Raw genomic sequence first — 21840 nt, 5'->3', positions numbered from 1 at the left:
GCCGAGCGCAACACGCTTCTGGGTCGGCACACCGGCCCCGCTCCGTCGCAGATCAGGCCCTCGCCTTCCCCGGCGACACCCTCAAGCGCCGGCCTCCAGCTGGGCCTGAAGGGCCTCGAGGGTTTCCAGCGCCTCCAGCCAGGCCTCCTCCAGCTCCCCCTCGCGACTCTTGAGTTTCGCCTGTTCGGCCAGCAGCTCGCGCAGCTCGTCCTTGCGTGCCGCCTCGTACAGCACCGCATCGCCGAGCCGGGCCTCCAGGCCGGCGAGCTTTTCCTGTACGCGACCGAGCTCCTGCTCGAGCTTCTCCGCCTGGCGCCGGTGCGGCGCCAGCTGCTGCCGCAGGGCAGCGGCGGCCTGGCGCTGGGCGCGCCTGTCGGTCTTGTCGCCACTTGCAGCGGGATCGCCGGCCGGCGTCTGGCGGGCACGATAGTCCACCAGCCAGCGGGCATAATCCTCGAGGTCGCCGTCGAACGCCTGCACACGGCCGTCGGCGACCAGCAGAAACTCGTCGGTGGTGCTCTTGAGCAAATGACGGTCATGGGAAACCACCAGCACCGCGCCCTCGAAATCCTGCAGGGCCAGGGTCAGGGCCAGGCGCATCTCCAGGTCGAGGTGGTTGGTCGGCTCGTCGAGCAGCAGGAGATTAGGCTTGCCCCAGGCGATCAACGCCAGGGCCAGACGGGCCTTCTCGCCACCGGAGAAATTGCCCACCGGCTCGTCGCAGCGTGCGCCGCGGAAATCGAAGCCGCCGAGAAAATCGCGCAGGGTCTGCTCGCGCTCGCCGGGGGCGATGCGCTGCAGGTGCAGCAGCGGACTGGCCTTGACGTCCAGGGCATCCAGCTGGTGCTGGGCGAAGTAGCCGACCACCAGGTTCTCACCGCGGACCAGGCGCCCGGACAGCGGTGGCAGCTCGCCGGCGAGGGTCTTGATCAGGGTCGACTTGCCGGCGCCGTTGGGACCGAGCAGACCGATGCGCGCGCCAGGTGCCAGTTGCAGCTTGACCTTCTCCAGCACAGCCTTGTCGCCGTAGCCGAGCCGACCTTCGGCCATGTCGAGCAGCGGGCTGGAAACCTTGTCGGCCTCGCGGAAGCGGAAATCGAAGGGCGAGTCCACATGCGCCGGTGCCAGCTCCTCCAGTCGCTCCAGCGCCTTGATCCGGCTCTGCGCCTGGCGTGCCTTGGTCGCCTTGGCCTTGAAGCGGCGGATGAAGCTCTCCATGTGGGCACGCTGCGCCTGCTGCTTCTCGTAGGCCTGCTGCTGCTGGGCCAGGCGCTCGGCGCGGGTGCGCTCGAAGGCCGAGTAGCCACCACGGTAGAGGGTCAGCCTGCGCTGGTCCAGGTGCGCCACGTGATCGACCACAGCATCGAGGAAGTCGCGGTCGTGGGAAATCAGCAGCAGGGTGCCCGGATAGCCCTTCAGCCAGTCCTCCAGCCAGAGGATGGCATCGAGGTCGAGGTGGTTGGTCGGTTCGTCGAGCAGCAGCAGATCGGAGGGGCACATCAGCGCCTGCGCCAGGTTCAGGCGCATCCGCCAACCACCGGAGAAATCGCCGACGCGACGCTCCATCTGCTCGGCGGCGAACCCCAGCCCGGCCAGCAGCTTGCGCGCCCGGGCATCGGCCGTATAGCCGTCGGCGCTGTCCAGTTCGGTATGCAGGCGGGCGATGGCCGCACCGTCGTGGCTCGACTCCGTAGCCGCCAGCTCGCGCTGGATGCGCCGCAGGTTGTCGTCGCCGTCGAGCACGTAGTCGACCGCCCGGCGCTCGAGGTCGTCGATCTCCTGACGCATATGGGCGATGCGCCAGTCCGGCGGCAGCTGGCAGTCGCCGGCATCGGGCAAGAGCTCGCCGAGCAGCAGGGCGAACAGGGTGGATTTGCCGGCACCGTTGGCACCGATGAGGCCGACCTTCTGGCCGGCGTGCAGGGTCAGTTCGGCGTCCTCGAGCAGACGCTGCGGACCACGTTGCAGGGTAAGATGCTGGATTCGGATCATGATGGCGGCGGAGTTTATCAGCTTCGCCGCGCGCCGCGGAGAGACAGGACATGCCGCTCGAGCTGAGGGCCTTCGCCCTGCAGTTGTACCAGCGCCCCGGTGTCGAGGCCGCCTGCCTGAGTCTGCAGGCCGGGGGGGCCGATGTCTGCCTGCTGCTCTGCGGCGCCTGGCTGGAGGCACGCGGCGTTGACTGCACCGCCGAGCGCTGCGCCGAACTGCATCGGCTGGCGCACCCCTGGCAGAGACAGGTGATCGCGCCACTGCGGCAGCTGCGCCAGGACTGGCGCCCGGCAGCCCGCGGCGATCTCGTTCTGGACGAGCTGCGCGAGCGGCTGAAAGCTCTGGAGCTGGATGCCGAATGGGCGCTGCTGCAGCGCCTGGAGACGGCCTGCCGCGACTGGCCGGCAATGCCCACCGCCGCGAAGCCCTGGCTGGAGAGCCTGGCGGGCATCGCAGCAGGCGGCGCCGAAGCGCTCGCCACCCTGCGTGCAGCGCGGTAAAGGGATGCGGCTCAGGAGGCGCCCGGCTCGTCCGCCGCGGATGGGGCGCTCGCCGCGACAGACTCGACCGAAGCCGACGCGCTGGAGCGGCCCCGCCTGGCTGCCGGCTTGCGGGTGGCAGCCGGCTTGGCGGGCTGCTCGGCCGCCGCGGCCGGGCGCGGCGTGCGCGCTGTCGTGCGCTTGGCCGGTGCCTCGCCCGCCAGCGCTGCAGCAGTGGACCTAGCACGACGGGGGGCGGCCGGCTTGCGTGCTGCCGCATTCGGCGCAGGCGTGCTCTCTGAGCGATCGGCCGGCGCCACCAATGCCCGGGCAGCCGCTTCCCTCACCTGGGCGATCCCCTGCGCCAATTCCAGTGCCTGCAGGGTGTCATGGCGCAGCCGGACGATGTAGTCGCGGGTTTCCGCCTGGCGCATCTTGAGCTCGTCGAGCAGCGGCTCCAGTTCGTCGACAGCCTTCCGGGCCCTGACCTGCGCCTTGGCCTTGCCGGCCAGCGCCGCATCCTGCAGCTTCGCGCGTGCCCCGTGCAGTTTCTCCTGAACCTTGCCGCGCTGTTTCTCCAGCTTGGCCAACGCCTTTTCGGCATCCTGCAGCGCCTGGGAACAGGCCTCCTCCAGGTGAACGAGCAGACTCTGCGAAAGCTGCTGCAGCAGATGCAGAGGGGTCGTGACAGGGGGCTTCTTGGTCGGCATGACATGCTCCTAGCGAAGGGACTCCAATCATACTAACCACCCGCCCCACCGCCGCCAACGAAACCAGAGCAGACAAGGGATTTCCACAGCCAAGGCCGGGCGCCGCGCAAAAGCGGCAGCAACCTGCTGAGGGAGGAAGGTTCAGGCGCTGGCGGCGATCTGTTGGTGCGCGTTGTGCAGCACCTCGATCAGGCAGTCTTCCAGCTCGAAGCGCTCGCGCAGCAGACTGCCGAGCGTCTCGATCTCCTGACTCAGGGAGCCATCCAGGCAATCGCCGCTGTCGAAGCGGTCGTTGAAGGCCAGAGCCGCCTGGGTGATCGCCTCCAGGCGAGGGTAGATCTGCCTGGCCAGCTCGAGCCCACGGCGATCGCCAAAGGACTCGGCTTCGCTCATCAGCTGCTCGTAGACCTCGAAATGGCCGGCGGAAACGTAATCGACCAGCAGTTCGCAGAAAACCTGCAGGCCGTCGGCGCTGGCCGCGGGGGCCGGCTGCTGGTGAGTGATGGTGCCGAAGGCTTCGACCAGTTCACGGCGTTCGACCAGCCAGCGATCGATCAGGAGATGGACACCGCCCCAGCGTTCTTGGGCATCTTGACGGATTTCAGGCATGGTCTGGCTTCCCTACGTTGTTTTGTTTTCAGCCCGCGGACGGGCTCGCTATATCGATGCATCCGGCTTGGAAAAGTGCGATCGAACAACAGGATCGACTGACACATGGCGGCAGAGTATGCCCGTCGCGTCGTACCGGCAAGCCGTGCGCCGACGAAAGTTCATACGCTTGTTCGAGGCACCAGGCCAGCGCCTCGGAAAGGATCAGGCCTGGCGCAACAACTGCAGAAGAGTGAACAGGATCATCGCGACAAAGGCCAGCAGACTCCATTCCGGCAGGCTCATGCCGAACAGCGTCCAGCCGACCTCGGCGCAGTCGGCCGTGCCGTGCAGGACCTGGCGGACGATTTCCTGGAACGGCAAGGCCTCCATCATGTATTCCAGACTGGGCAGACAGGACGGCAGTTGGTCCGGCGGGATGTTCTGCAGCCAGACTTGACGTCCGGCCGTGGCCGCGCCGCCCAGCGCGGCGAACAGGGCGACGCCGGCATACAGGCGCTGGCCGGTCGAGGCCGGGCCGTGCAGGGCGGCGACCAGGCAGATCAGACCGAAGAGGATGACGAAGATGCGCTGCACGATGCACAGCGGACAGGGCTCCAGGCCGACCCCGTGCTCCAGGTAGAGCGCACCGCCGAGCAGCGCAATACAGCCGAGAAAGGCGAGAAGAAAAAGAGAACGTGGGCTGGCCAGGCTCATGACTGCTCCGAGACGAAGACAAGGGCGCTACGGTAGAGGAAAGCGCCCCGGGCTTTCAAGGCACGAAAGCTCCGGGGCGCTCGATTCGTGTCGAGCCTGACATTCGCTCGCACGAGAGGGACGGAAAGCAACCAGCCTCAGGGGGTGGCCGGCTCGGACAGCGCTGGAAGCCGGTCGAGCTTCAGCCCTTCCTGGAACAACCGGTTGCTGTGCTCGGTTTCACCCAGTTGGGCCAGCAGGCGCGCCAGTTCGGCACAGGTCTCGGCACTGCGGCTGAGAGCCAGGCTGGCCTCCAGGTATTCCCGCGCCTTGTCGAACTGCTCGTTGACCAGGGACAGGCGCCCCAGGGTCAGCAGCAGCAACGGATCGTTCGGATGCTTTTCCAGCAGGCCCTGTGCCAGGCTCAGCTGCCGCGCCGGGTCGCTGCTGCGCACCTGGCCGTAAAGATAGGCCAGACGGTCCTCATAGTGCTGTTTGAGCGCCGCACGCAGGACCGCCTCGGCCTCGTCCTCTGCGTCCAGCTCGCGCAGACGCGTGGCGTAGGCGTAGAGCAGGTCGGGATCGTGCTGCAGCGACGAAGGCATCTGACTCCAGCAGCCGGTCACGAGACCGCGGGTGGTTTCGCCCTCCTTCAGTTCGCCCTTGCCGATCTTTTCCAGAGCCGCGGTCCAGGCCAGGTGCTCCAGCTCGTCCAGCTTGTCGGCAGGCAGCACCCGGCGCTTGCGCAGCGTGGGCAGCAGCTGGCACAGCGCCGGCCAGTCCTGCAGTTGGACGTAGAGCTTCTGCAGCAGGCTCAGGGTATAGGCATGCTGGGGGTGGTCCTCGTTCAGTTGCTGCAGGACGGCCAGCGCCTGCCGATATTCGCCGCGCTCGATCAGCAGACGGGCCTGGGTCAGGCCGATGGCGACCTCCGCCTTCGGCTCGCGCTCGCGGGCCTGGCGCAGCAGGTCGTCGCTCTGGGCGTACTCGCCCAGCTCGTTGGCAGCCCGGGCAGCGCCCAGGTAATGCACCAGCGGTTGCTGATCGCTGGCCGCGGCCCGGGTCAGCTCGCGCAGCGCCTGCTGCCAGTTGCCCTCGGCCAGATCGCGCTGGCCGTGCAGGGCGGCCTGGCGGGCACGCCGGTTGCGGTTGCGCTGCGACCAGGGCAGCACCACGCCGGCCGAGGCGGCGATCAGGCCGACGACCCAGCGCAGGACGAAGAAGGCGATGACCAGCACCAGCAGCAGGCCGAGGAAGAACCAGAAGCTGGACTCGAACCGGTAACCCTTATAGGCGAACAGCACATAGCCCGGATGCTCGGCGATGGCCATGCCAAGCAGGGCGGCGCCGGCGATGACCACCAGCAGGAGCAGATAGAGGCGGCTCATTGACGGGCGCCCTCCTTCTTCTTCGTAGCGGCAGCGGCGGCCTCGGCCTCGTCACGCTGCGCCTGACGCCGTTGCAGATAGTTCTGCAGGGCGCTCACGGTCGGCGACAGGTCGGGCATCTGCAGCGCCACCGGCTGCCTGGAGAGTTCGGTCAGACGCTTGCTGAGGGTGGCACTCTGCTGGTGGTCCGTATTGAACTGGCCGGCCAGCACTTCCTGAGCCTGCTGCAGCGCCTGCCGATAGACATCGGGGGAGGCATTCAGCACCGCCCACTGGGCCTGTTCCAAAGCCAGGGCCAGGGTCAGGTGGACCTGTGCCAAATTTTGGCCACTCAACAGCGGGCGAATGTCCTGATCGGCGTGCAGATCGACGCGCACGAAGCGGGAGATCTTTTCCCACCACTGCTGCCAGCGGTCGGCGACGACCGGCGCCTGCTCCTGCTCGTAGATCGGCGCCAGGGGCTTGAGCTGGGCGGCCTGCTCGCGCAGTGCGCCGAGGCTCAGGAAGAGGCCGATGCGGTCCGGCGGGGTCAGGCTGCGCAGGGCTTCGAGGCTGCGCGCCAGTACCTGGCGCACCGGGAAGGAGGCCGGATCGTCCTGCTCGCGCAGAATGCCGTCGGCCGCCTCGAGCAGACGCAGAGCGCTGTTGATGTCCTGCATGGCCGTCAGGCGCAGGTTGGCCAGGCGCAGCAGGTATTCGGCCTCGGCCAGTCGCCAGTCCTCGCGGCTGGCGCCGGTCAGCTTGTCGAGCCGCTGAACGAGCTTCTCCTGGCCGCTCTCGAGCATGGCCATGGTGCGCTTGTGCTCCTCCAGCTCGGAACGCGCCGGAAACTGCGACAGGCGGCTGGTGATGCTCCGCTCGCTCTGCTTCAGGGCATCCATCTGGCTGCTCAGGGCCGCCTCGAAGCGGCTGTTCTGCGCCAGCTCGCCAGCCTGCATCTCGCGCAGCTGCCAGAGGCCCCAGCCACCGAGACCCGCGCCGCCGGCGCCGATCAGCAGGGCCAGGACGGCCACGGCACCGGAGACTCCGCCACCACTCTTGGTGGTCGGGGCGGGCGCGGCGAGCGGTTGTTCATTGTTGTTCGTGGGAGTGTTCGGGGGGGCTGCTTCGCTCACGTATACATCCTTCGGGTCAAAAGGTCGGCGCTGGGCGGCCCTGGAGCGCGGCCAGCAAGGCCGTGGCACTGGCGCCATGGCAGTCCACGACAGTCTGGGATCCCGCCGCGCGGGCCAGTTCGGCGACCCGCGGGCTCGGCACGAACAAGGGTATCCGAAGCAGTGCCGGCCAGTCAGCCGCCGCCAGCTGGCGCAGATGCTCGAATCCCTGCCCGCTGCTGATCTGCAGGCCGTTCAGACGCTCCGTACGGATCCGCTCGAGCAAGGTGCCGGGCGGGTAGTCCGGCAGGATGCGCCGGTAGAGTTCCACATGATCGACGGCCAACCCCTGGCTGCGCAACGATTCGGCGATGAGCTCGCGGCCGCCCTCCCCGCGCAGGATCAGCACCCGAGGCTGTGGCGCGGCCAGTGCTGCGGCCAGCTCGGGCAGTGCCAGCAGCGCCTCGCTGTCCTCGCCGGCAGTCGGCCAGGCGACCGCCAGACCGTATTCGGCGAGGATCTCGCCGGTCGCCGCGCCGACCGCGAACCAACACTGGTTCGCCGGCGGCTGCGGCCAGTAGCGGTCGAACAGTTCCAGTCCCAGGCGGGCGGCAGGCTTGCTGACCACGATCACCGCGCTGTAGCGGTCCAGGTCGAGAAAGAGGCTGCGCAGCTCGGGGGTTTCCGCCTGCGGCTCGATGGCCAGCAATGGCAGGCTGCTGCTGTGGATGCCCGCCTCGGCCAGACGACTGGCCAGGCCGGCGCACTCCTCGGCCGGACGGGTGAGCAGCAGGCGCCAGCCGCTGATGTCCGGCCGTGCGGTCATGGCTGCTCGCCCTCGCCATAGACCGCCGCCAGAATCCGCTGTGCGCCCTGGGCCAGCAGCGCATCGGCCACCTGCATGCCGAGCGTCTCGGCCTCGCTACTGGGTGCACGGGCCTCGGCACGCAGCAGCAGGCTGCCGTCCGGCTGGCCGACCAGACCACGCAGCCAGAGCTGGTCGCCCTCCAGCTCGGCATAGCAGGCGATGGGCACCTGGCAGCCGCCGTTGAGACGCCTGTTCAAGGCGCGCTCGGCGATGACCCGCAGGGCGGTCGGCCCATGGTTGAGCGGGGCGAGCAGCGCCTGGATCTCGCGGTCGGCACTGCGGCATTCGATGCCCACAGCACCCTGGCCGCCGGCCGGCAGGCTGTCGGCGATGGCGATCCGGGAGCGGATGCGCGCCGCGAAGCCGAGGCGGATCAGCCCGGCGGCGGCGAGGATGATGGCGTCGTACTCGCCGGCATCCAGCTTGGCCAGACGGGTATTCACGTTGCCGCGCAGGAACTGGATCTTCAGATCCGGGCGGCGCGCCAGCAGCTGGGCCTGGCGACGCAGGCTGGAGGTGCCGACCACACTGCCGGCCGGCAACTCGTCGAGACTGGCGAACGCGTTGGAGACAAAGGCGTCGCGCGGGTCCTCGCGTTCGCAGATGCAGTACAGGCCAAGGCCCTCGGGGAACTCCATCGGCACGTCCTTCATCGAGTGCACGGCAATGTCGGCCTCGCCCTTCAGCAGGGCGGTTTCCAGCTCCTTGACGAACAGCCCCTTGCCGCCAATCTTCGCCAGCGGCGCGTCGAGCAGCTTGTCGCCACGACTGACCATCGGCACCAGACTGACCACAAGGCCCGGGTGGGCCTGTTCCAGACGCGCCTTGACATATTCAGCCTGCCACAGGGCCAGGGCACTCTTGCGGGTGGCAATGCGGATCTCGCGGGGCATGGGGCATTCCAGGACGACGGACTGCCGCGGATGATAGCAGGATCGGGCTACAAGCTGGGCAGTCCCACCCATGACGGCGCCCCGTCAATTCACAGGGGCACGACGGCAAGCCCCCCGCCGTCCGCGCCGACTTCAGGAGGCCAGCTGCTGGTTGTGCATCAGCTTGCGCACCCCGGCGACATGCCGTCGGCTCACGGTCAGCGCAGCATCGCCGAGACCGCGCAGATAGAGCTGGAAATGCCCGAGCGGCGTTCGCTGCAGCCGCTCGATGCGGTCGCGGGCAACCAGCGCATTGCGATGGATACGCACGAAGCGGTCGCCGAACTCGTCTTCCAAGGCCTTCAGCGGCTCGTCCAGCAGTACCTCGCCGCCCTCGTGACGCAAGGTCACGTACTTGTGGTCGGCGATGAAGAAGATCGCCTTGTCCACCGGCACCAGCTCGATGCCCCGGCGGGTGCGAGCACTGATATGGGTACGTGGCGCGTTGCCGTCCGTCGCCACCGGGCGGGTCAGCGCGGCCAGCTGGGCACGGGTGGGACGCTGGGCCTGCTGCAGGGCCTCGCGAAGCTGCTCTTGTTGCACCGGCTTCATCAGATAGCCCACTGCGGTGTTCTGCAGCGCCGCCACCGCGAACTCATCGGCGGCGGCGCAGAAGATCAGAGCCGGCGAGGCCTCGCGCTCGCACAGCCGGGCGGCCACCTGCAGGCCGTCCAGCCCGGGCATGCGGATATCCAGCAGCACGATATCCGGCTTCAAGCTGTCGATCAGGGTCAGCGCCTCCTCGCCGTTGCCGGCCGAAGGCTCGAGCACGCGATAGCCATCGAGCTCACTCACCAGACGGCTGAGCTGCTCCCTGGCCTGAGGGTCGTCGTCGACGATCAAGACATTCATGTTGCTTCGGCTTCCCGCGTCAGTCCGGACAACAGATAGCGTAGACAGCCGGAGTGACAGCCGTCACGGTCCGTGCCGGGAGAATTGTGCCGTGCCCGGCCGCGGAGGCGCCCGGCAGGGCCTGCAGGGTTTTCCCGCATACCCTGCTATCATCCGCGCACCCTTATCCATCCACCCTGCCGGCCGTCTCCGCGGCCGGCCGCATTTGCGCAGCAGCCGAGAGAACGCCATGAGCGCCGAGAAAACCAATCAGTCCTGGGGCGGCCGCTTCAGCGAGCCGGTCGACGCCTTCGTCGCCCGCTTCACCGCTTCCGTCGACTTCGACAAGCGCCTGTACCGCCACGACATCATGGGCTCCATCGCCCATGCCACTATGCTGGAGCAGGCCGGCGTGCTCACCGCCGCCGAACGCGACGCGATCATCGACGGCCTGCAACAGATCCAGAGCGAAATCGAGGCCGGACAGTTCGACTGGCGCGTCGATCTGGAAGACGTGCACATGAACATCGAGGCACGCCTGACCGAACGCATCGGCATCACCGGCAAGAAACTGCACACCGGCCGCTCCCGCAACGACCAGGTGGCCACCGACATCCGCCTATGGCTACGCGACGAAATCGACGCGATCCTCGGCGAAATCACCCGACTGCAGCAGGGCCTGCTGGAGCAGGCCGAGCGCCATGCCGACGTCATCATGCCCGGCTTCACCCACCTGCAGACCGCCCAGCCGGTAACCTTCGGCCACCACCTGCTGGCCTGGTTCGAGATGCTCTCGCGCGACCATGAGCGCCTGGTCGACTGCCGCAGGCGCGTCAACCGCATGCCGCTCGGCTCCGCCGCCCTGGCCGGCACTACCTACCCGATCCAGCGCGAGATCACCTGCCGGCTGCTCGGCTTCGAGGCCGTCGGCGGCAACTCGCTGGACGGCGTGTCGGATCGCGACTTCGCCATCGAATTCTGCGCCGCCGCCTCGCTCGCCATGATGCACCTGTCGCGCTTCTCCGAAGAGCTGGTGCTGTGGACCTCCGCCCAGTTCAATTTCATCGAGCTGCCCGACCGCTTCTGCACCGGCTCCTCGATCATGCCGCAGAAGAAGAACCCGGACGTCCCCGAGCTGGTGCGCGGCAAGTCGGGCCGCGTGTTCGGCGCCCTGACCGGCCTGCTGACCCTGATGAAGGGCCAGCCGCTGGCCTACAACAAGGACAACCAGGAGGACAAGGAGCCGCTGTTCGACGCCGCCGACACCCTGCGCGACTCGCTGCGTGCCTTCGCCGACATGGTCCCGGCGATCAAACCACGCGTCGAGGTGATGCGCGAGGCGGCCCGCCGCGGCTTCTCCACCGCCACCGACCTGGCCGACTACCTGGTGCGCAAGGGCCTGCCGTTCCGCGACTGCCACGAGATCGTCGGCCATGCGGTGAAGTACGGCGTTGCGACCGGCAAGGATCTGGCCGAGATGAGTCTGGACGAGTTGCGCCGGTTCAGCGACCAGATCGGCGAGGACGTGTTCGCCGTGCTGACCCTGGAAGGCTCGGTCAACGCCCGCGACCACATCGGCGGCACCGCCCCGGCCCAGGTGCGCGCCGCCGTGGCCCGTGGCAAGGCCTTGCTGGCCACGCGCTGAGCTGCGGGCAGCTAGCGTGGGCGCCAGACCGCCCGCGCTACAGCCAGCCCTTGAACTTGAACCAAGCGTAGGACAGCGCGGCCGAGCCGACCATCATGCCCAGCGCTAGCGGGTAGCCGAAATACCACTCGAGCTCCGGCATGTGCCGGAAGTTCATGCCGTAGACGGTGCCGACCAGGGTTGGCGGCAAAAACAGCACCGCGGCGATGGAGAACACCTTGATGATGCTGTTCTGCTCGATGTTGATCAGCCCCAAGGTGGCCTCGAGCAGGAAGCTGCTCTCCCCCGACATCTTCGCCTGGTATTCGCTGAGCGAATGCACGTCGCGCTCGGCGGCCTTCAGCCAGCCGCGGGCCGACTCGTCCAGCCAGCCGTTGCCGGCCTGACGGACATAGCTGATCTGCCGGCCGATGCTCAGCAGGCTCTCGCTCAGCTTGGCCTGCAGGCCGTTGTGCCGCCCGAGCAGCTTGACGACCTTCTGCAGGTCGGTCTTTTCCGGATGACGCTCGCCCGATTCGCTGAAGATCGTCCGCGACAGGCTGTTCAACTGCCTCTGCAGAAGCTCCAGCACGTCGGCGATGCGGTCGACGACGCTGTCGATCAGCGCTGCGAACAGCACCTCGCTGCAGCTGTACAGCCCGGGACGGTGCAGGTTCTTGCCGACGAAGGTGCGAAATGCCGACAGTTCGGCGTAGCGTACCGTCACCAGCCACTGGCGGCCGAGGACGAAGGTCACCTCGGCGATGTCGGGCTGCTGCTCGCTGATACCGCTGACCAGACTCGCGGTCATGTAAAGGGTGCCGGCATTCTCGTAGAAGCGCGAGGAGTCCTCGATCTCCACCATTTCCTCGCGCGTCGGGATATCCACCCCGAGCAGCCGCTCGAGGAACAGCTCCTCCTCGCGACTGGGCTGCAGCAGGTCGATCCACAGAACGCCCGGCGGCAACGCCTGGAAATCCTCCGCCGGCAGCCGGTGCAGGCCGCCGGCGTCAAGCAGGTAATAGGTGATCATGCAATGCTGTCCTGTTCCGAGGCATGAAAAGTGACCTGGCGACCGCGGCCTGCGCCCGGCCGCCAGGCGCTATCATGCGACAGTCGGCCCTCACCACGGAGGCATCGCCATGGGTGACGAGCGAACCACCGACACGCGCAGGACCGCCTCGGGCGCCCCGCGCTTTAAGATCGCCGCCGACCGCCAGTCGGCCACGCGGCGCGTACATTACATCGAGACCAGCCATGCCGACGATGGCAGCTGCCGTCTCTGCCAGTTGGACAGCGGCACCTTGGCCGCTGCAGGAGAGCCCATGAGCCAGTCCGAACGAGAACCGATGGACGACGAAGCCTTCGCCGAGCAGACCCTGATCGAGGCCATCGAGAACCAGATCGAGGCGGACGACCCGCCGGCCGCCAGGGCCACCCTGAACAAGCTGACCCTGGTCGGCTACGAGCGGGAGGAGATTCTTCACCTGATGGCCCTGGTGCTGGCCCACGAGATCGCCGCCATGCTGCGCGAGGACCGCCCCTTCGACGGCGCCTGGTACGAGCAGGCCCTGCGCGCCCTGCCGGAGCTCCCCAAGGCGGCCGGCTAGTCAGCGCGACGGCCGCTACACTGGAGGAGAACCGCCGTCGCCGACGGCCTGCCTGCGGAGTCTCCCATGGCCTTCACCCAAGCGCTGGTTGCCGAACTGGAAATCCTCGCCCTCTTCAACCTGGGCAATGTTCAGGAAGAAGGCATCAAGGTCCATCACGATGCCGCCCCGGAGGTCGTGGCCGCCGCCCGCCGGCTGCACGACAAGGGCCTGATCAGCCGGCCCGACGGCGGCTACCTGACCAGCCTGGGTCTGGATGCCGCCGAACAGGCGCAGAGCCTGCTGACCATACTGTCCGGCCCGCGCTGACGGTCCGCGGCTCAGAGCTTGGGGAACGCCAGTTCCTCGCCGGTCTGCTCGAGGGTGACGCGGGCGAGCAACTCGCCCAGGGAGTCGCCACTGGCATCGCAGATCCAGCGATCGCGGGCCTCGTCGTAGTCGAAGTGGAAACCGCCGGAGCGTGCCGCCAGCCACAGCTGGCGCAGGGGCTCCTGGCGGCTGAGGATGAGCTGACTGCCGTTCTCGAAGCGGACGGACAGGACACCTGCGGAATTCTCCAGATCGACGTCCAGATCGCTGTCTTCGAAAATGTCCTCGACACCCTGCTGCAGGTCGTCGATCAGCGCGTGAAAGCGGGCTTCGGTAAGGCTCATGCTGGCTCCTGGTCAGAACGATGACGCTCAAGGCTGGCAACGATAGCCGATTCGCGCGCCGGCGGGGATGGCGCTGCCCTGCAGGGCCCGTCCGACGCGGCCCTCGCGCATAGGCAAGGCGCCGGGGGGCCGGTATACTGCGGCGCACTCGATGCGTTCACAAGGATTTCCGTCATGAAGCGCCTGCTGCTTCCGCTCCTCGCGCTGGCCGTGCTCGCCGCGCCCCTGGCCGGCTGTGGCCAGAAGGGCCCGCTCTACCTTCCTGACGACAAGAAAGCCGGCCACCGCAAAGACCGTTTCGAATTCTAAGAGCCTGCCCGGCCGCCGCAGCGCGTCCGGACAGCTTCTTCCCAGGAGGCCCCCATGGAACCCTTCATCTACCGCGACGGCACGCTGTTCGCGGAAGGCGTGGCGTTGTCCGCCATCGCCGCACGCTTCGGTACCCCCACCTACGTCTACTCCCGCGCCCATATCGAGGAGCGCTACCGCGCCTATGCCGACGCCCTGGCCGGCATGCCGCACCTGGTCTGCTTCGCGGTCAAGGCCAACTCCAACCTCGCCGTGCTGAACCTCCTGGCGCGCCTCGGCGCCGGCTTCGACATCGTCTCCCGCGGCGAACTGGAGCGCGTGCTGGCCGCCGGCGGCAATCCGGCCAGGGTGGTGTTCTCCGGGGTCGGCAAGACCCGCGAGGACATGCGCCGTGCCCTGGAGGTCGGCGTGCACTGTTTCAACGTCGAGTCCGAGGTGGAACTGGAGCGCCTGCAGGAAGTCGCCGCCGAGCTCGGCGTGAAGGCCCCGGTGTCGCTGCGCGTCAATCCGGACGTGGACGCCCAGACTCATCCCTATATTTCCACCGGCCTCAAGGAAAACAAATTCGGCATCGACATCGAGCAGGCCGAGGAGGTCTACGCCCGCGCCGCCGAGCTGCCCAACCTGGAAGTGCTCGGCGTCGACTGCCATATCGGCTCGCAGCTGACCACCCTCTCGCCCTTCCTCGACGCCCTGGACCGCCTGCTGCTGCTGATCGACCGCCTGGCCGCGCGCGGCATCGTCATCCGTCATCTGGATCTCGGCGGCGGCCTTGGCGTGCGCTACCACGACGAGCAGCCGCCTGCGCCCGGCGACTACATCGCCGCCGTGCGCGAGCGCCTTGCCGGCCGCGCCCTGGCCCTGGTGTTCGAGCCCGGCCGCTCGATCGTCGCCAACGCCGGCGTGCTGCTGACCCGCGTGGAATACCTCAAGCACACCGAGCACAAGGACTTCGCGGTGATCGACGCGGCGATGAACGACCTGATCCGCCCGGCCCTCTACCAGGCCTGGATGGACGTGGTGCCGGTCACTCCCCACGGTGGCGAAGTCTGCAGCTACGACCTGGTCGGACCAATCTGCGAGACCGGCGACTTCCTCGCCAAGGACCGCGAGATGGCCCTGGTCGAGGGCGACCTGCTGGCCGTGCGCTCGGCCGGCGCCTACGGCTTCGTCATGAGCTCCAACTACAACACCCGCGGCCGTGCCGCCGAGGTGCTGGTGGACGGCGAGCAGATGCACCTGGTTCGCCGCCGCGAAACCATCGAGGAACTCTACGCCGGCGAAAGCCTGCTGCCCAATTGACACGGAGGCAGGCATGCTGCTGCGTTTCACCAAGATGCATGGCCTCGGCAACGACTTCATGGTCCTCGACCTGGTCAGCCAGCACGCGCACATCCAGCCCAAGCACGCCAAGCAGTGGGGCGACCGCCATACCGGCATCGGCTTCGACCAGCTGCTGATCGTCGAGCCGCCGAGCCGGCCGGATGTGGATTTCCGCTACCGCATCTTCAATGCCGACGGCTCGGAGGTGGAGCAGTGCGGCAACGGCGCGCGCTGCTTCGCCCGCTTCGTGCTCGACAAGCGTCTGACAGTCAAGAAGCGCATCCGCGTGGAGACCAAGAGCGGCATCATCGAACTGGACATCCGTCCGGACGGCCAGGTCTGCGTCGACATGGGCCCACCGCGCCTGGAGCCGAAGGATATCCCCTTCCAGGCGGAGAGCGCCGCCCTCAACTACCAGGTCGAAGTCGACGGCCGCGTGGTCGAACTCGCGGCACTGTCCATGGGCAATCCGCATGCGGTGCTGAGGGTGGAAAACGTCGAAAGCGCACCGGTACACGAGTTGGGGCCTAAACTGGAGCATCATCCGCGCTTTCCGCAGCGGGTCAATGTGGGGTTCCTCCAGATCGTCGACCGCCAGCACGCCAGACTGCGCGTCTGGGAACGTGGCGCCGGCGAAACCCAGGCCTGCGGCACCGGAGCCTGCGCGGCGGCGGTGGCGGCGATCCGTCAGGGGTGGATGGACTCGCCGGTGCTGGTCGATCTGCCGGGCGGCAGGCTGTCCATCGCCTGGGCAGGCCCGGGCCAGTCAGTCATGATGACCGGTCCTGCGATGCGGGTATACGAAGGCCAGGTACGTCTATGAGGATGTAGCAAAAATGAGTGAGCCGCTCCAAGAGCCCGTCGATGCCGCAGCCGTTGCGGAGTTCCTGCGTCGGAATCCGCAGTTCTTCCTGGGACGGGAAGAGCTGCTCGCGGAAATGAAGATCCCCCATCCGAGCGGTGCCGCGGTATCGCTGGTGGAGCGCCAGCTGGGACTGCTGCGCGAGCGCAACCACGAACTGCGGGGCCGCCTGGGACAGCTGATGGACGTGGCTCGCGACAATGACCGCCTGTTCGAGAAGACCCGCCGCCTGGTCCTCGACCTGCTCGACGCGAGCACGCTGGAGGAGGCGGTCGGCCTGGTCGAGGACAGCCTGCGCCACGAGTTCCAGATTCCCTTCGTCGGACTGATCCTGTTCGGCGAACACGCCAGCCCGGCCGGCCGTTGGGTCGACACCGAGGACGCCCTGCAGGCCATCGGCGGCCTGCTGGCCTGCGGCAAGCCGCTGTGCGGCGTGCTGCGCAGCCACGAGCTGGGCTTCCTGTTCGGCGAGGAGCGCCGCCCGCAGATCGGCTCGGCCGCGGTGGCGGCTCTCGATCACCAGGGCCTGCACGGCGTGCTGGCGGTCGGCAGTCCCGATCCCCAGCATTACAAGAGCAGCCTCGGCACCCTCTTTCTCGGCTATATCGCCGACGTTCTCGCCCGGCTGCTGCCGCGCCTGGCCAGCAGCCCGCTGCGCCCGGTCCGTTAGGGCATGCAGGCCGATCTCGATGCCTTCCTCGACCACCTGCGCAACGAGCGCCAGGTGTCGCAGCACACCCTCGACGGCTACCACCGCGACCTCGCCAAGGTTCTCGCCCACTGCGAGCGGGAGGGCCTGGCCGCCTGGAGCGCACTGGACACCCCCCGCCTGCGCCGGCTGGTCGCCAAGCTGCATCTGCAGGGCCTCTCCGGCTCCAGTCTGGCGCGCCTGCTCTCGGCGGTGCGCGGTTTCTACCGCTACCTGCTGCGCGAGGGCCGCTGCCAGCACGATCCCGCCGTCGGCCTGAGTCCGCCCAAGGGCGAGCGCCGGCTGCCGCGCACCCTGGATGCCGACCGCACCCAGCAGTTGCTCGACGGCGCCATGGAGGATGACTTCATCGCCCGCCGCGACCAGGCCATCCTCGAACTCTTCTACTCTTCCGGCCTGCGCCTTGCAGAACTGGTCGGCCTGGATCTGGACCGCCTCGATCTGGCCGGCGGCCTGGTGCGGGTGCACGGCAAGGGCAACAAGGTCCGCGAGCTGCCGATCGGCAGCAAGGCGCGCGAGGCACTGGAGGCCTGGCTGCCATTCCGGGCACTGGCGCGGCCGGCCGACGGCGCGCTGTTCGTCGGCCGCCAGGGCCGCCGCCTGAGCCCACGTGCCGTGCAGCTGCGGGTGCGCCAGGCCGGCGTGCGCGAGCTCGGCCAGCACCTGCACCCGCACATGCTGCGGCACAGCTTCGCCAGCCACCTGCTCGAGTCCTCCCAGGACCTGCGCGCCGTGCAGGAACTGCTCGGCCATGCCGACATCGCCACCACCCAGATCTACACCCATCTCGACTTCCAGCACCTGGCGGCGGTCTACGACCAGGCCCACCCGCGGGCGCGCCGTCGCAAGGACGAAACCTCATGAGCATCCGCCTGATCACCTTCGACCTCGACGATACCCTGTGGAACGTCGCCCCGGTCATCGAAAGCGCCGAAGCCGAACTGCGCGACTGGCTGGGCCGCCATGCGCCGCTGCTCGGCGCGGTGCCGGTCGAGCACCTGTGGCCGATCCGTGCCCGCCTGGTCGAAGGCGAGCCGTCGCTCAAGCATCGCATCAGCGAGCTGCGCCGCCGCGTGCTGCTGCATGCCCTCGAGGAGGCCGGCTATCCCGCGACCGAGGCCCGCGAGCTGGCCGGGCAGGCCTTCGAGGCCTTCCTCGCCGCACGCCACCGCATCGAGTTCTTCCCCGAGACGCAGCCGACCCTGGAGATCCTCGCCGACCGCTACGTTCTCGGCGTGCTGACCAACGGCAATGCCGATGTGCGCCGCCTGGGCCTGGCCGATTACTTCCGCTTCACCCTCTGCGCCGAGGATCTGGGCATCGGCAAGCCCGATCCGCAGCCGTTCCGCGAGGCCCTGCGGCGCGGCGGGGTATCCGCCGAACAGGCGGTGCACATCGGCGATCATCCCGACGACGACATCCAGGGCGCCCAGCGCGCCGGTCTGCGGGCGATCTGGTACAACCCCACCGGCAAGCCCTGGAGCCATGCCGGGACACCGGACGCGCAGATCGCCAGCCTGGCCGAGCTGCCGGCACTGCTCGGCCGCTGGCAGGCCGGCTGACGGCCGTGCCCGGCGACCTTTCCACCCCCGACCTGTCCCGCGCCCGGACGGCGCCCAGCCGCTACCGCCTGCTGCCGCCAGTGCTAGTGCTGCTCGCCGGCAGCCTTGCCGGGGGCATCCAGCCCGCCGGCCTGCTCGCCGGCAGCCTGTTCGTCGCCTGGATTTTCCATGCCCGTCCGTATCTGGCGGAGGGCCCCTGGCGCGCCGGTGCGCTGCTCGCCAGCCTGGCCCTGGCCGCCCATCTGCTGCCCGGTTTCACGCCGTTATGGCTCGCCGAACCCCGTCAGCTCAGTCCCGACGCACCGGCGTACGGCGTTCGTCTGTCGTGGGACAAGCTGTTGCTCGGCGCCACCCTGCTCGGCTGGTGGTGGACGGAGACGACCACGCGGGCCCGCGCCCGAGCATGGCCGTACCGGGCTTGGGCCTGCGCCTTGGCGACGCTGCTCGGCGTGCCGCTCCTGGCCCTGGCCATGGGCCTGGTGGCCTGGCAGCCGAAATGGCCCGCCGAGCTGCCGGTCTGGCTGGCGGTGAACTTCGGGGTGACGGTGCTGGCCGAGGAGCTGCTATTCCGCGGCCTGCTCCAGGATGTGCTGGTGCAGCGCCTCGGCACGGCCTTGGGGATCACCCTGAGCGCCACCCTGTTCGGCCTGGCCCATGCGCCCTTCAGCCTGCCGTTCGCCCTGCTCGCCGGCGTGGCTGGCCTCGGCTACGGCGGGGTCATGCAGCTGTCCGGGCGGCTCGCTACGGCCGTGCTGCTGCACGGGGCGATCAACCTGCTGCACTTCCTGCTGCTCAGCTACCCGCTGCGCCTGAACTGAAGGCACAAAAAAGGCGGCCCGGGATTTTCCCGGGCCGCCCTTGCGCCACCAACCGGCCGGAAAGGCTCAGATGGGGCGACTGCCATACTTGCTGTCGGGCTTCTTCGGCGGGTCGGCGACCACGTTCGGCTCGACTTCCTGCACCTTGCCGCCGCGCGCCAGGAATTCCTCCATGGCCTTCGCCAGCGCCTCGCGATCCTTCTGCTTGGCCTCGATGCTGGGCATCTCGTCGACTTCCGCAACATTCTTGGACTTCTTGCCGGAAACCGCTACCCGATCGCTGCCGTCATCTTCCTCGCCTACCGCTTCGTCAGCGGCAGACAGCTCCTCGCCTTCTTCCTCCTCACCCGCTTCCAGCTCTTCCTGTTCCAGTTCTTCATCGCTCATGTTCGACCTCACGACTTGGGTACAGCAGGTTGGTTATAGTCCCGCCAGCGATCACCTGGACCCTGGCCCGCGGACACTACAAATCGATGGGCGATCCCAGCTCTGAGAGCTGCGCCGAAAAAATCAGTTCCCTTGGCCCTGCAGCGTGGCCAGGACCCGTCGCGCACCACCCTGATCGCGGTGCTCGCCGAGATAGATTCCCTGCCAGGTTCCCAGCGCCAGACGCCCTGCCGTCACCGGCAGGAGCAGCTGGCAGCCCAGCAAACTGGACTTGAAGTGCGCCGGCAGATCGTCCGGGCCTTCGTAGTCATGCTCGTAGCCGCCTTCGCCCTGAGGGACCAGACGGTTGAAGAAACGCTCGAAATCGCGCCGCACCGCCGCATCGGCATTCTCATTGATAGTCAACGAGGCCGAGGTGTGCTGCAGCCAGAGGTGCAGCAGCCCCATCCGACAGGAGACCAGCTCCGGCAGCCCGGCGAGGATCTCGTCGGTCACCAGATGAAAACCGCGTGGCCGCGCCCGCAGAGTGATGGTCGCCTGTTGCCACATCTGCCACAGCTCCTGGATCGTGCCGCGGGAATTCTAGCGCGGCACAGAAAAAAGCAAAGGGCGCCGAAGGCGCCCTTTTGACGGCTTGCCGCCATCGATGACGGCAAAACCGCGGCGAGAACGACGGCCGGAGCAGGCAGGCCGCCGTCCCGACACTCAGAGGTTGTAGCTGCGCTCGTTGTGCAGGGAGAGGTCGAGACCGATGGTTTCTTCCTCTTCGGTGACACGCAGTCCCATCACCCGCTCGATCACCTTGAGGATCACGAAGGTGGCGACGCCGGTGTAGATCACGGTGAAGAGCACGCCCTTGATCTGGACCCACAGCTGGGTGGCGATGCTGTCCACTTCGCCGAAGCCGCCCAGGGCCGGGGCCGCGAACAGGCCGGTCAGCACCGCACCGACGATGCCGCCGACACCGTGCACGCCGAAGGCATCGAGGGAGTCGTCATAGCCGAAGCGACGCTTCACGGCGGTGGCGCTGTAGAAGCAGATCGCGCCGGACGCCAGGCCGATCACCAGGGCGCCCATCGGGCCGGCGGTACCGGCGGCCGGGGTGATGGCGACCAGGCCGGCGACCACGCCGGAGGCGATGCCCAGGGCGCTCGGCTTGCCGTGGGTCAGCCACTCGGCGGCCATCCAGGCCAGCGCCGCGGCAGCAGTGGCGATCTGGGTCACCAGCATGGCCATGCCGGCGGTGCCGTTGGCGGCGATCGCCGAACCGGCGTTGAAGCCGAACCAGCCGACCCACAGCATGGCTGCGCCGACCAGGGTGTAACCGAGGTTGTGCGGGGTCATGGCGACGCCCGGGTAGCCCTTGCGCTTGCCCAGCACTAGGCAGGCGACCAGGCCGGCGATACCGGCGTTGATGTGCACCACGGTGCCGCCGGCGAAGTCGAGCACGCCCCAGTCCCACATCAGCGCGCCGTCGCCGCTCCAGACCATGTGCGCGATCGGTGCGTAGACCAGCAGGAACCACACCGTCATGAACACCAGCATCGACGAGAACTTCATGCGCTCGGCGAAGGCACCGGCGATCAGCGCCGGGGTGATGATGGCGAAAGTCATCTGGAAGGTGATGAAGACGCTTTCGGGGAAGGTGCCGACCAGGCTGTCGGTGGTCAGGCCGCTGAGGAAGGCCTTGTCCAGACCGCCGACGAAGGAGCTGAAGTTGAGCACCCCCGCTTCCATGCCGGTGGTGTCGAAGGCCAGGCTATAGCCGAACAGGACCCAGAGTACGCTGATCAGGCCGGTGATGGCGAAGCACTGCATCATCACCGAGAGCAGGTTCTTCGCACGCACCATGCCGCCGTAGAACAGCGCCAGGCCGGGAATGGTCATGAACAGCACCAGCGCCGTGGCGGTCAACATCCAGGCGGTGTCGCCCGAATCCAGCGCAGCCTCCTGGGCACTGGCCATGACGGGCAGGAAGAGAGAAGAAAGGGCAGCAAGCCCTGCGCTTTTGCGCAGCGTCATTGATTATCTCCTGGGGCGAGGGGGGGGATCGTGGGCTCAGATCGCGTCGGTGCCGGTTTCACCGGTACGGATGCGGATGGCTTGTTCCAGATTGACGACGAAAATCTTGCCGTCACCGATCTTGCCGGTGTTGGCGGCCTTGGTGATGGCCTCGATGACATGGTCGAGCTGGCTGTCTTCGATGGCCACGTCGATCTTCACCTTGGGCAGGAAGTCGACCACGTACTCCGCCCCCCGATACAGCTCGGTATGGCCCTTCTGCCGACCGAACCCCTTGACCTCGGTGACGGTGATGCCCTGCACCCCAATCTCCGACAGCGATTCGCGTACGTCGTCCAGCTTGAACGGCTTGATGATGGCAGTGACTAGCTTCATGAAACGTA

At 67.9% G+C, this 21840-nt stretch carries 26 protein-coding genes; 11 read left to right on the top strand and 15 right to left on the bottom strand.

Annotation, left to right across the window (positions count from 1 at the left end; all coding sequences use genetic code 11):
- Positions 1-81: 81 nt before the first annotated feature.
- Positions 82-1992: an ATP-binding cassette domain-containing protein gene (locus GCU53_RS15030; RefSeq protein ID WP_152388327.1), complete on the bottom strand. Its 1911-nt coding sequence runs from the start codon at positions 1990-1992 to the stop codon at positions 82-84.
- Positions 1993-2042: 50 nt separating this feature from the next.
- On the opposite strand from GCU53_RS15030, the gene GCU53_RS15025 reads away from it, so the two are divergent.
- On the top strand, positions 2043-2492 hold the full coding sequence (locus GCU53_RS15025; protein WP_152388326.1) for a TIGR02444 family protein: 450 nt from the start codon (positions 2043-2045) through the stop codon (positions 2490-2492).
- Between the two features lie 11 nt (positions 2493-2503).
- Here the strand turns inward: GCU53_RS15025 and GCU53_RS15020 are convergent, their stop codons facing one another.
- The 8 genes from GCU53_RS15020 to GCU53_RS14985 form a co-directional block, all read right to left on the bottom strand.
- Positions 2504-3181 carry an AlgP family protein gene (locus GCU53_RS15020; RefSeq protein WP_152388325.1) on the bottom strand — a complete coding sequence of 226 codons (678 nt, stop codon included), beginning with the start codon at positions 3179-3181 and terminating at the stop codon, positions 2504-2506.
- 141 nt (positions 3182-3322) lie between these two features.
- The gene (gene rsd / locus GCU53_RS15015) at positions 3323-3790 is read right to left on the bottom strand and encodes a sigma D regulator (protein WP_152388324.1); all 468 of its coding nucleotides are present in this window, start codon (positions 3788-3790) and stop codon (positions 3323-3325) included.
- A gap of 204 nt (positions 3791-3994) precedes the next feature.
- A complete protein-coding gene (locus GCU53_RS15010) occupies positions 3995-4486 on the bottom strand; it encodes a disulfide bond formation protein B (RefSeq protein WP_152388323.1) in 492 nt (163 codons plus the stop codon).
- A 137-nt stretch (positions 4487-4623) separates the two neighbouring features.
- Positions 4624-5853: a heme biosynthesis HemY N-terminal domain-containing protein gene (locus GCU53_RS15005; RefSeq protein ID WP_152388322.1), complete on the bottom strand. Its 1230-nt coding sequence runs from the start codon at positions 5851-5853 to the stop codon at positions 4624-4626.
- Entirely contained in the window at positions 5850-6968 is a 1119-nt protein-coding gene (locus tag GCU53_RS15000; RefSeq protein WP_244306790.1) for a uroporphyrinogen-III C-methyltransferase, read from the bottom strand. The genes GCU53_RS15005 and GCU53_RS15000 overlap by 4 nt, the downstream gene beginning before the upstream one ends.
- 16 nt (positions 6969-6984) lie before the next feature.
- Positions 6985-7755 carry a uroporphyrinogen-III synthase gene (locus GCU53_RS14995; RefSeq protein WP_208845518.1) on the bottom strand — a complete coding sequence of 257 codons (771 nt, stop codon included), beginning with the start codon at positions 7753-7755 and terminating at the stop codon, positions 6985-6987.
- Positions 7756-7769: 14 nt separating this feature from the next.
- Positions 7770-8708, bottom strand: coding sequence for a hydroxymethylbilane synthase (gene hemC / locus GCU53_RS14990; protein WP_152388320.1), 939 nt, complete (start codon positions 8706-8708; stop codon positions 7770-7772).
- Between the two features lie 132 nt (positions 8709-8840).
- Entirely contained in the window at positions 8841-9599 is a 759-nt protein-coding gene (locus GCU53_RS14985) for a LytR/AlgR family response regulator transcription factor (RefSeq protein WP_152388319.1), read from the bottom strand.
- 229 nt (positions 9600-9828) lie between these two features.
- Here GCU53_RS14985 and argH point away from each other — a divergent pair, with 229 nt between their 5' ends.
- Positions 9829-11223: an argininosuccinate lyase gene (argH, locus tag GCU53_RS14980; protein WP_152388318.1), complete on the top strand. Its 1395-nt coding sequence runs from the start codon at positions 9829-9831 to the stop codon at positions 11221-11223.
- A gap of 37 nt (positions 11224-11260) precedes the next feature.
- Here argH and GCU53_RS14975 read toward each other — a convergent pair whose 3' ends face one another.
- On the bottom strand, positions 11261-12235 hold the full coding sequence (locus GCU53_RS14975; protein ID WP_152388317.1) for a magnesium transporter CorA family protein: 975 nt from the start codon (positions 12233-12235) through the stop codon (positions 11261-11263).
- 109 nt (positions 12236-12344) lie between these two features.
- On the opposite strand from GCU53_RS14975, the gene GCU53_RS26175 reads away from it, so the two are divergent.
- Complete coding sequence (locus GCU53_RS26175) at positions 12345-12812, top strand: hypothetical protein (RefSeq protein ID WP_244306788.1); 468 nt, start codon at positions 12345-12347, stop codon at positions 12810-12812.
- Between the two features lie 66 nt (positions 12813-12878).
- On the top strand, positions 12879-13121 hold the full coding sequence (locus tag GCU53_RS14965; protein WP_152388316.1) for a TIGR02647 family protein: 243 nt from the start codon (positions 12879-12881) through the stop codon (positions 13119-13121).
- A gap of 11 nt (positions 13122-13132) precedes the next feature.
- Here GCU53_RS14965 and cyaY read toward each other — a convergent pair whose 3' ends face one another.
- Entirely contained in the window at positions 13133-13465 is a 333-nt protein-coding gene (gene cyaY / locus GCU53_RS14960; RefSeq protein WP_152388315.1) for an iron donor protein CyaY, read from the bottom strand.
- A 174-nt stretch (positions 13466-13639) separates the two neighbouring features.
- Between cyaY and lptM the strand changes: the two genes are divergently transcribed.
- Genes lptM through GCU53_RS14925 form a run of 7 tightly spaced genes read left to right on the top strand, consistent with a single transcriptional unit; the run spans position 13640 to position 19048 of the window.
- Positions 13640-13774 carry an LPS translocon maturation chaperone LptM gene (gene lptM, locus GCU53_RS14955; RefSeq protein WP_012703235.1) on the top strand — a complete coding sequence of 45 codons (135 nt, stop codon included), beginning with the start codon at positions 13640-13642 and terminating at the stop codon, positions 13772-13774.
- Positions 13775-13828: 54 nt separating this feature from the next.
- On the top strand, positions 13829-15076 hold the full coding sequence (gene lysA / locus GCU53_RS14950) for a diaminopimelate decarboxylase (RefSeq protein WP_152388314.1): 1248 nt from the start codon (positions 13829-13831) through the stop codon (positions 15074-15076).
- A 13-nt stretch (positions 15077-15089) separates the two neighbouring features.
- A complete protein-coding gene (gene dapF / locus GCU53_RS14945) occupies positions 15090-15920 on the top strand; it encodes a diaminopimelate epimerase (protein WP_152388313.1) in 831 nt (276 codons plus the stop codon).
- Between the two features lie 13 nt (positions 15921-15933).
- Complete coding sequence (locus tag GCU53_RS14940; RefSeq protein ID WP_152388312.1) at positions 15934-16629, top strand: DUF484 family protein; 696 nt, start codon at positions 15934-15936, stop codon at positions 16627-16629.
- Between the two features lie 3 nt (positions 16630-16632).
- Positions 16633-17532, top strand: coding sequence for a tyrosine recombinase XerC (gene xerC / locus GCU53_RS14935; RefSeq protein WP_152388311.1), 900 nt, complete (start codon positions 16633-16635; stop codon positions 17530-17532).
- Complete coding sequence (locus tag GCU53_RS14930; protein ID WP_152388310.1) at positions 17529-18230, top strand: HAD family hydrolase; 702 nt, start codon at positions 17529-17531, stop codon at positions 18228-18230. The genes xerC and GCU53_RS14930 overlap by 4 nt, the downstream gene beginning before the upstream one ends.
- A gap of 5 nt (positions 18231-18235) precedes the next feature.
- On the top strand, positions 18236-19048 hold the full coding sequence (locus GCU53_RS14925) for a CPBP family intramembrane glutamic endopeptidase (RefSeq protein WP_244306786.1): 813 nt from the start codon (positions 18236-18238) through the stop codon (positions 19046-19048).
- A 66-nt stretch (positions 19049-19114) separates the two neighbouring features.
- Here GCU53_RS14925 and sutA read toward each other — a convergent pair whose 3' ends face one another.
- The 4 genes from sutA to glnK all read right to left on the bottom strand — a co-directional run bounded on the left by sutA (position 19115) and on the right by glnK (position 21832).
- Positions 19115-19435, bottom strand: a complete 321-nt coding sequence (gene sutA / locus GCU53_RS14920) for a transcriptional regulator SutA (RefSeq protein WP_152388309.1) — start codon at positions 19433-19435, stop codon at positions 19115-19117.
- 123 nt (positions 19436-19558) lie between these two features.
- Positions 19559-19984, bottom strand: a complete 426-nt coding sequence (locus GCU53_RS14915) for a secondary thiamine-phosphate synthase enzyme YjbQ (RefSeq protein ID WP_152388308.1) — start codon at positions 19982-19984, stop codon at positions 19559-19561.
- Between the two features lie 156 nt (positions 19985-20140).
- Entirely contained in the window at positions 20141-21457 is a 1317-nt protein-coding gene (locus GCU53_RS14910) for an ammonium transporter (protein ID WP_152388307.1), read from the bottom strand.
- 36 nt (positions 21458-21493) lie between these two features.
- Complete coding sequence (glnK, locus tag GCU53_RS14905; RefSeq protein WP_012703245.1) at positions 21494-21832, bottom strand: P-II family nitrogen regulator; 339 nt, start codon at positions 21830-21832, stop codon at positions 21494-21496.
- Positions 21833-21840: the final 8 nt, after the last annotated feature.

The sequence above is a fragment of the Azotobacter salinestris genome (assembly GCF_009363155.1).
GTDB classification, from domain to species: domain Bacteria; phylum Pseudomonadota; class Gammaproteobacteria; order Pseudomonadales; family Pseudomonadaceae; genus Azotobacter; species Azotobacter salinestris.
This window is presented reverse-complemented; position numbering and strand designations above follow the sequence as displayed.

Bases quoted from the DNA above. Each gene is read 5' to 3' on its own strand.
- GCU53_RS15030 (WP_152388327.1), bottom strand. From the start codon at position 1,992: ATGATCCGAATCCAGCATCTTACCCTGCAACGTGGTCCGCAGCGTCTG.
- GCU53_RS15025 (WP_152388326.1), top strand. From the start codon at position 2,043: ATGCCGCTCGAGCTGAGGGCCTTCGCCCTGCAGTTGTACCAGCGCCCC.
- GCU53_RS15020 (WP_152388325.1), bottom strand. From the start codon at position 3,181: ATGCCGACCAAGAAGCCCCCTGTCACGACCCCTCTGCATCTGCTGCAG.
- rsd (WP_152388324.1), bottom strand. From the start codon at position 3,790: ATGCCTGAAATCCGTCAAGATGCCCAAGAACGCTGGGGCGGTGTCCAT.
- GCU53_RS15010 (WP_152388323.1), bottom strand. From the start codon at position 4,486: ATGAGCCTGGCCAGCCCACGTTCTCTTTTTCTTCTCGCCTTTCTCGGC.
- GCU53_RS15005 (WP_152388322.1), bottom strand. From the start codon at position 5,853: ATGAGCCGCCTCTATCTGCTCCTGCTGGTGGTCATCGCCGGCGCCGCC.
- hemC (WP_152388320.1), bottom strand. From the start codon at position 8,708: ATGCCCCGCGAGATCCGCATTGCCACCCGCAAGAGTGCCCTGGCCCTG.
- GCU53_RS14985 (WP_152388319.1), bottom strand. From the start codon at position 9,599: ATGAATGTCTTGATCGTCGACGACGACCCTCAGGCCAGGGAGCAGCTC.
- argH (WP_152388318.1), top strand. From the start codon at position 9,829: ATGAGCGCCGAGAAAACCAATCAGTCCTGGGGCGGCCGCTTCAGCGAG.
- GCU53_RS14975 (WP_152388317.1), bottom strand. From the start codon at position 12,235: ATGATCACCTATTACCTGCTTGACGCCGGCGGCCTGCACCGGCTGCCG.
- GCU53_RS26175 (WP_244306788.1), top strand. From the start codon at position 12,345: ATGGGTGACGAGCGAACCACCGACACGCGCAGGACCGCCTCGGGCGCC.
- GCU53_RS14965 (WP_152388316.1), top strand. From the start codon at position 12,879: ATGGCCTTCACCCAAGCGCTGGTTGCCGAACTGGAAATCCTCGCCCTC.
- cyaY (WP_152388315.1), bottom strand. From the start codon at position 13,465: ATGAGCCTTACCGAAGCCCGCTTTCACGCGCTGATCGACGACCTGCAG.
- lptM (WP_012703235.1), top strand. From the start codon at position 13,640: ATGAAGCGCCTGCTGCTTCCGCTCCTCGCGCTGGCCGTGCTCGCCGCG.
- lysA (WP_152388314.1), top strand. From the start codon at position 13,829: ATGGAACCCTTCATCTACCGCGACGGCACGCTGTTCGCGGAAGGCGTG.
- dapF (WP_152388313.1), top strand. From the start codon at position 15,090: ATGCTGCTGCGTTTCACCAAGATGCATGGCCTCGGCAACGACTTCATG.
- GCU53_RS14940 (WP_152388312.1), top strand. From the start codon at position 15,934: ATGAGTGAGCCGCTCCAAGAGCCCGTCGATGCCGCAGCCGTTGCGGAG.
- xerC (WP_152388311.1), top strand. From the start codon at position 16,633: ATGCAGGCCGATCTCGATGCCTTCCTCGACCACCTGCGCAACGAGCGC.
- GCU53_RS14930 (WP_152388310.1), top strand. From the start codon at position 17,529: ATGAGCATCCGCCTGATCACCTTCGACCTCGACGATACCCTGTGGAAC.
- sutA (WP_152388309.1), bottom strand. From the start codon at position 19,435: ATGAGCGATGAAGAACTGGAACAGGAAGAGCTGGAAGCGGGTGAGGAG.
- GCU53_RS14915 (WP_152388308.1), bottom strand. From the start codon at position 19,984: ATGTGGCAACAGGCGACCATCACTCTGCGGGCGCGGCCACGCGGTTTT.
- GCU53_RS14910 (WP_152388307.1), bottom strand. From the start codon at position 21,457: ATGACGCTGCGCAAAAGCGCAGGGCTTGCTGCCCTTTCTTCTCTCTTC.
- glnK (WP_012703245.1), bottom strand. From the start codon at position 21,832: ATGAAGCTAGTCACTGCCATCATCAAGCCGTTCAAGCTGGACGACGTA.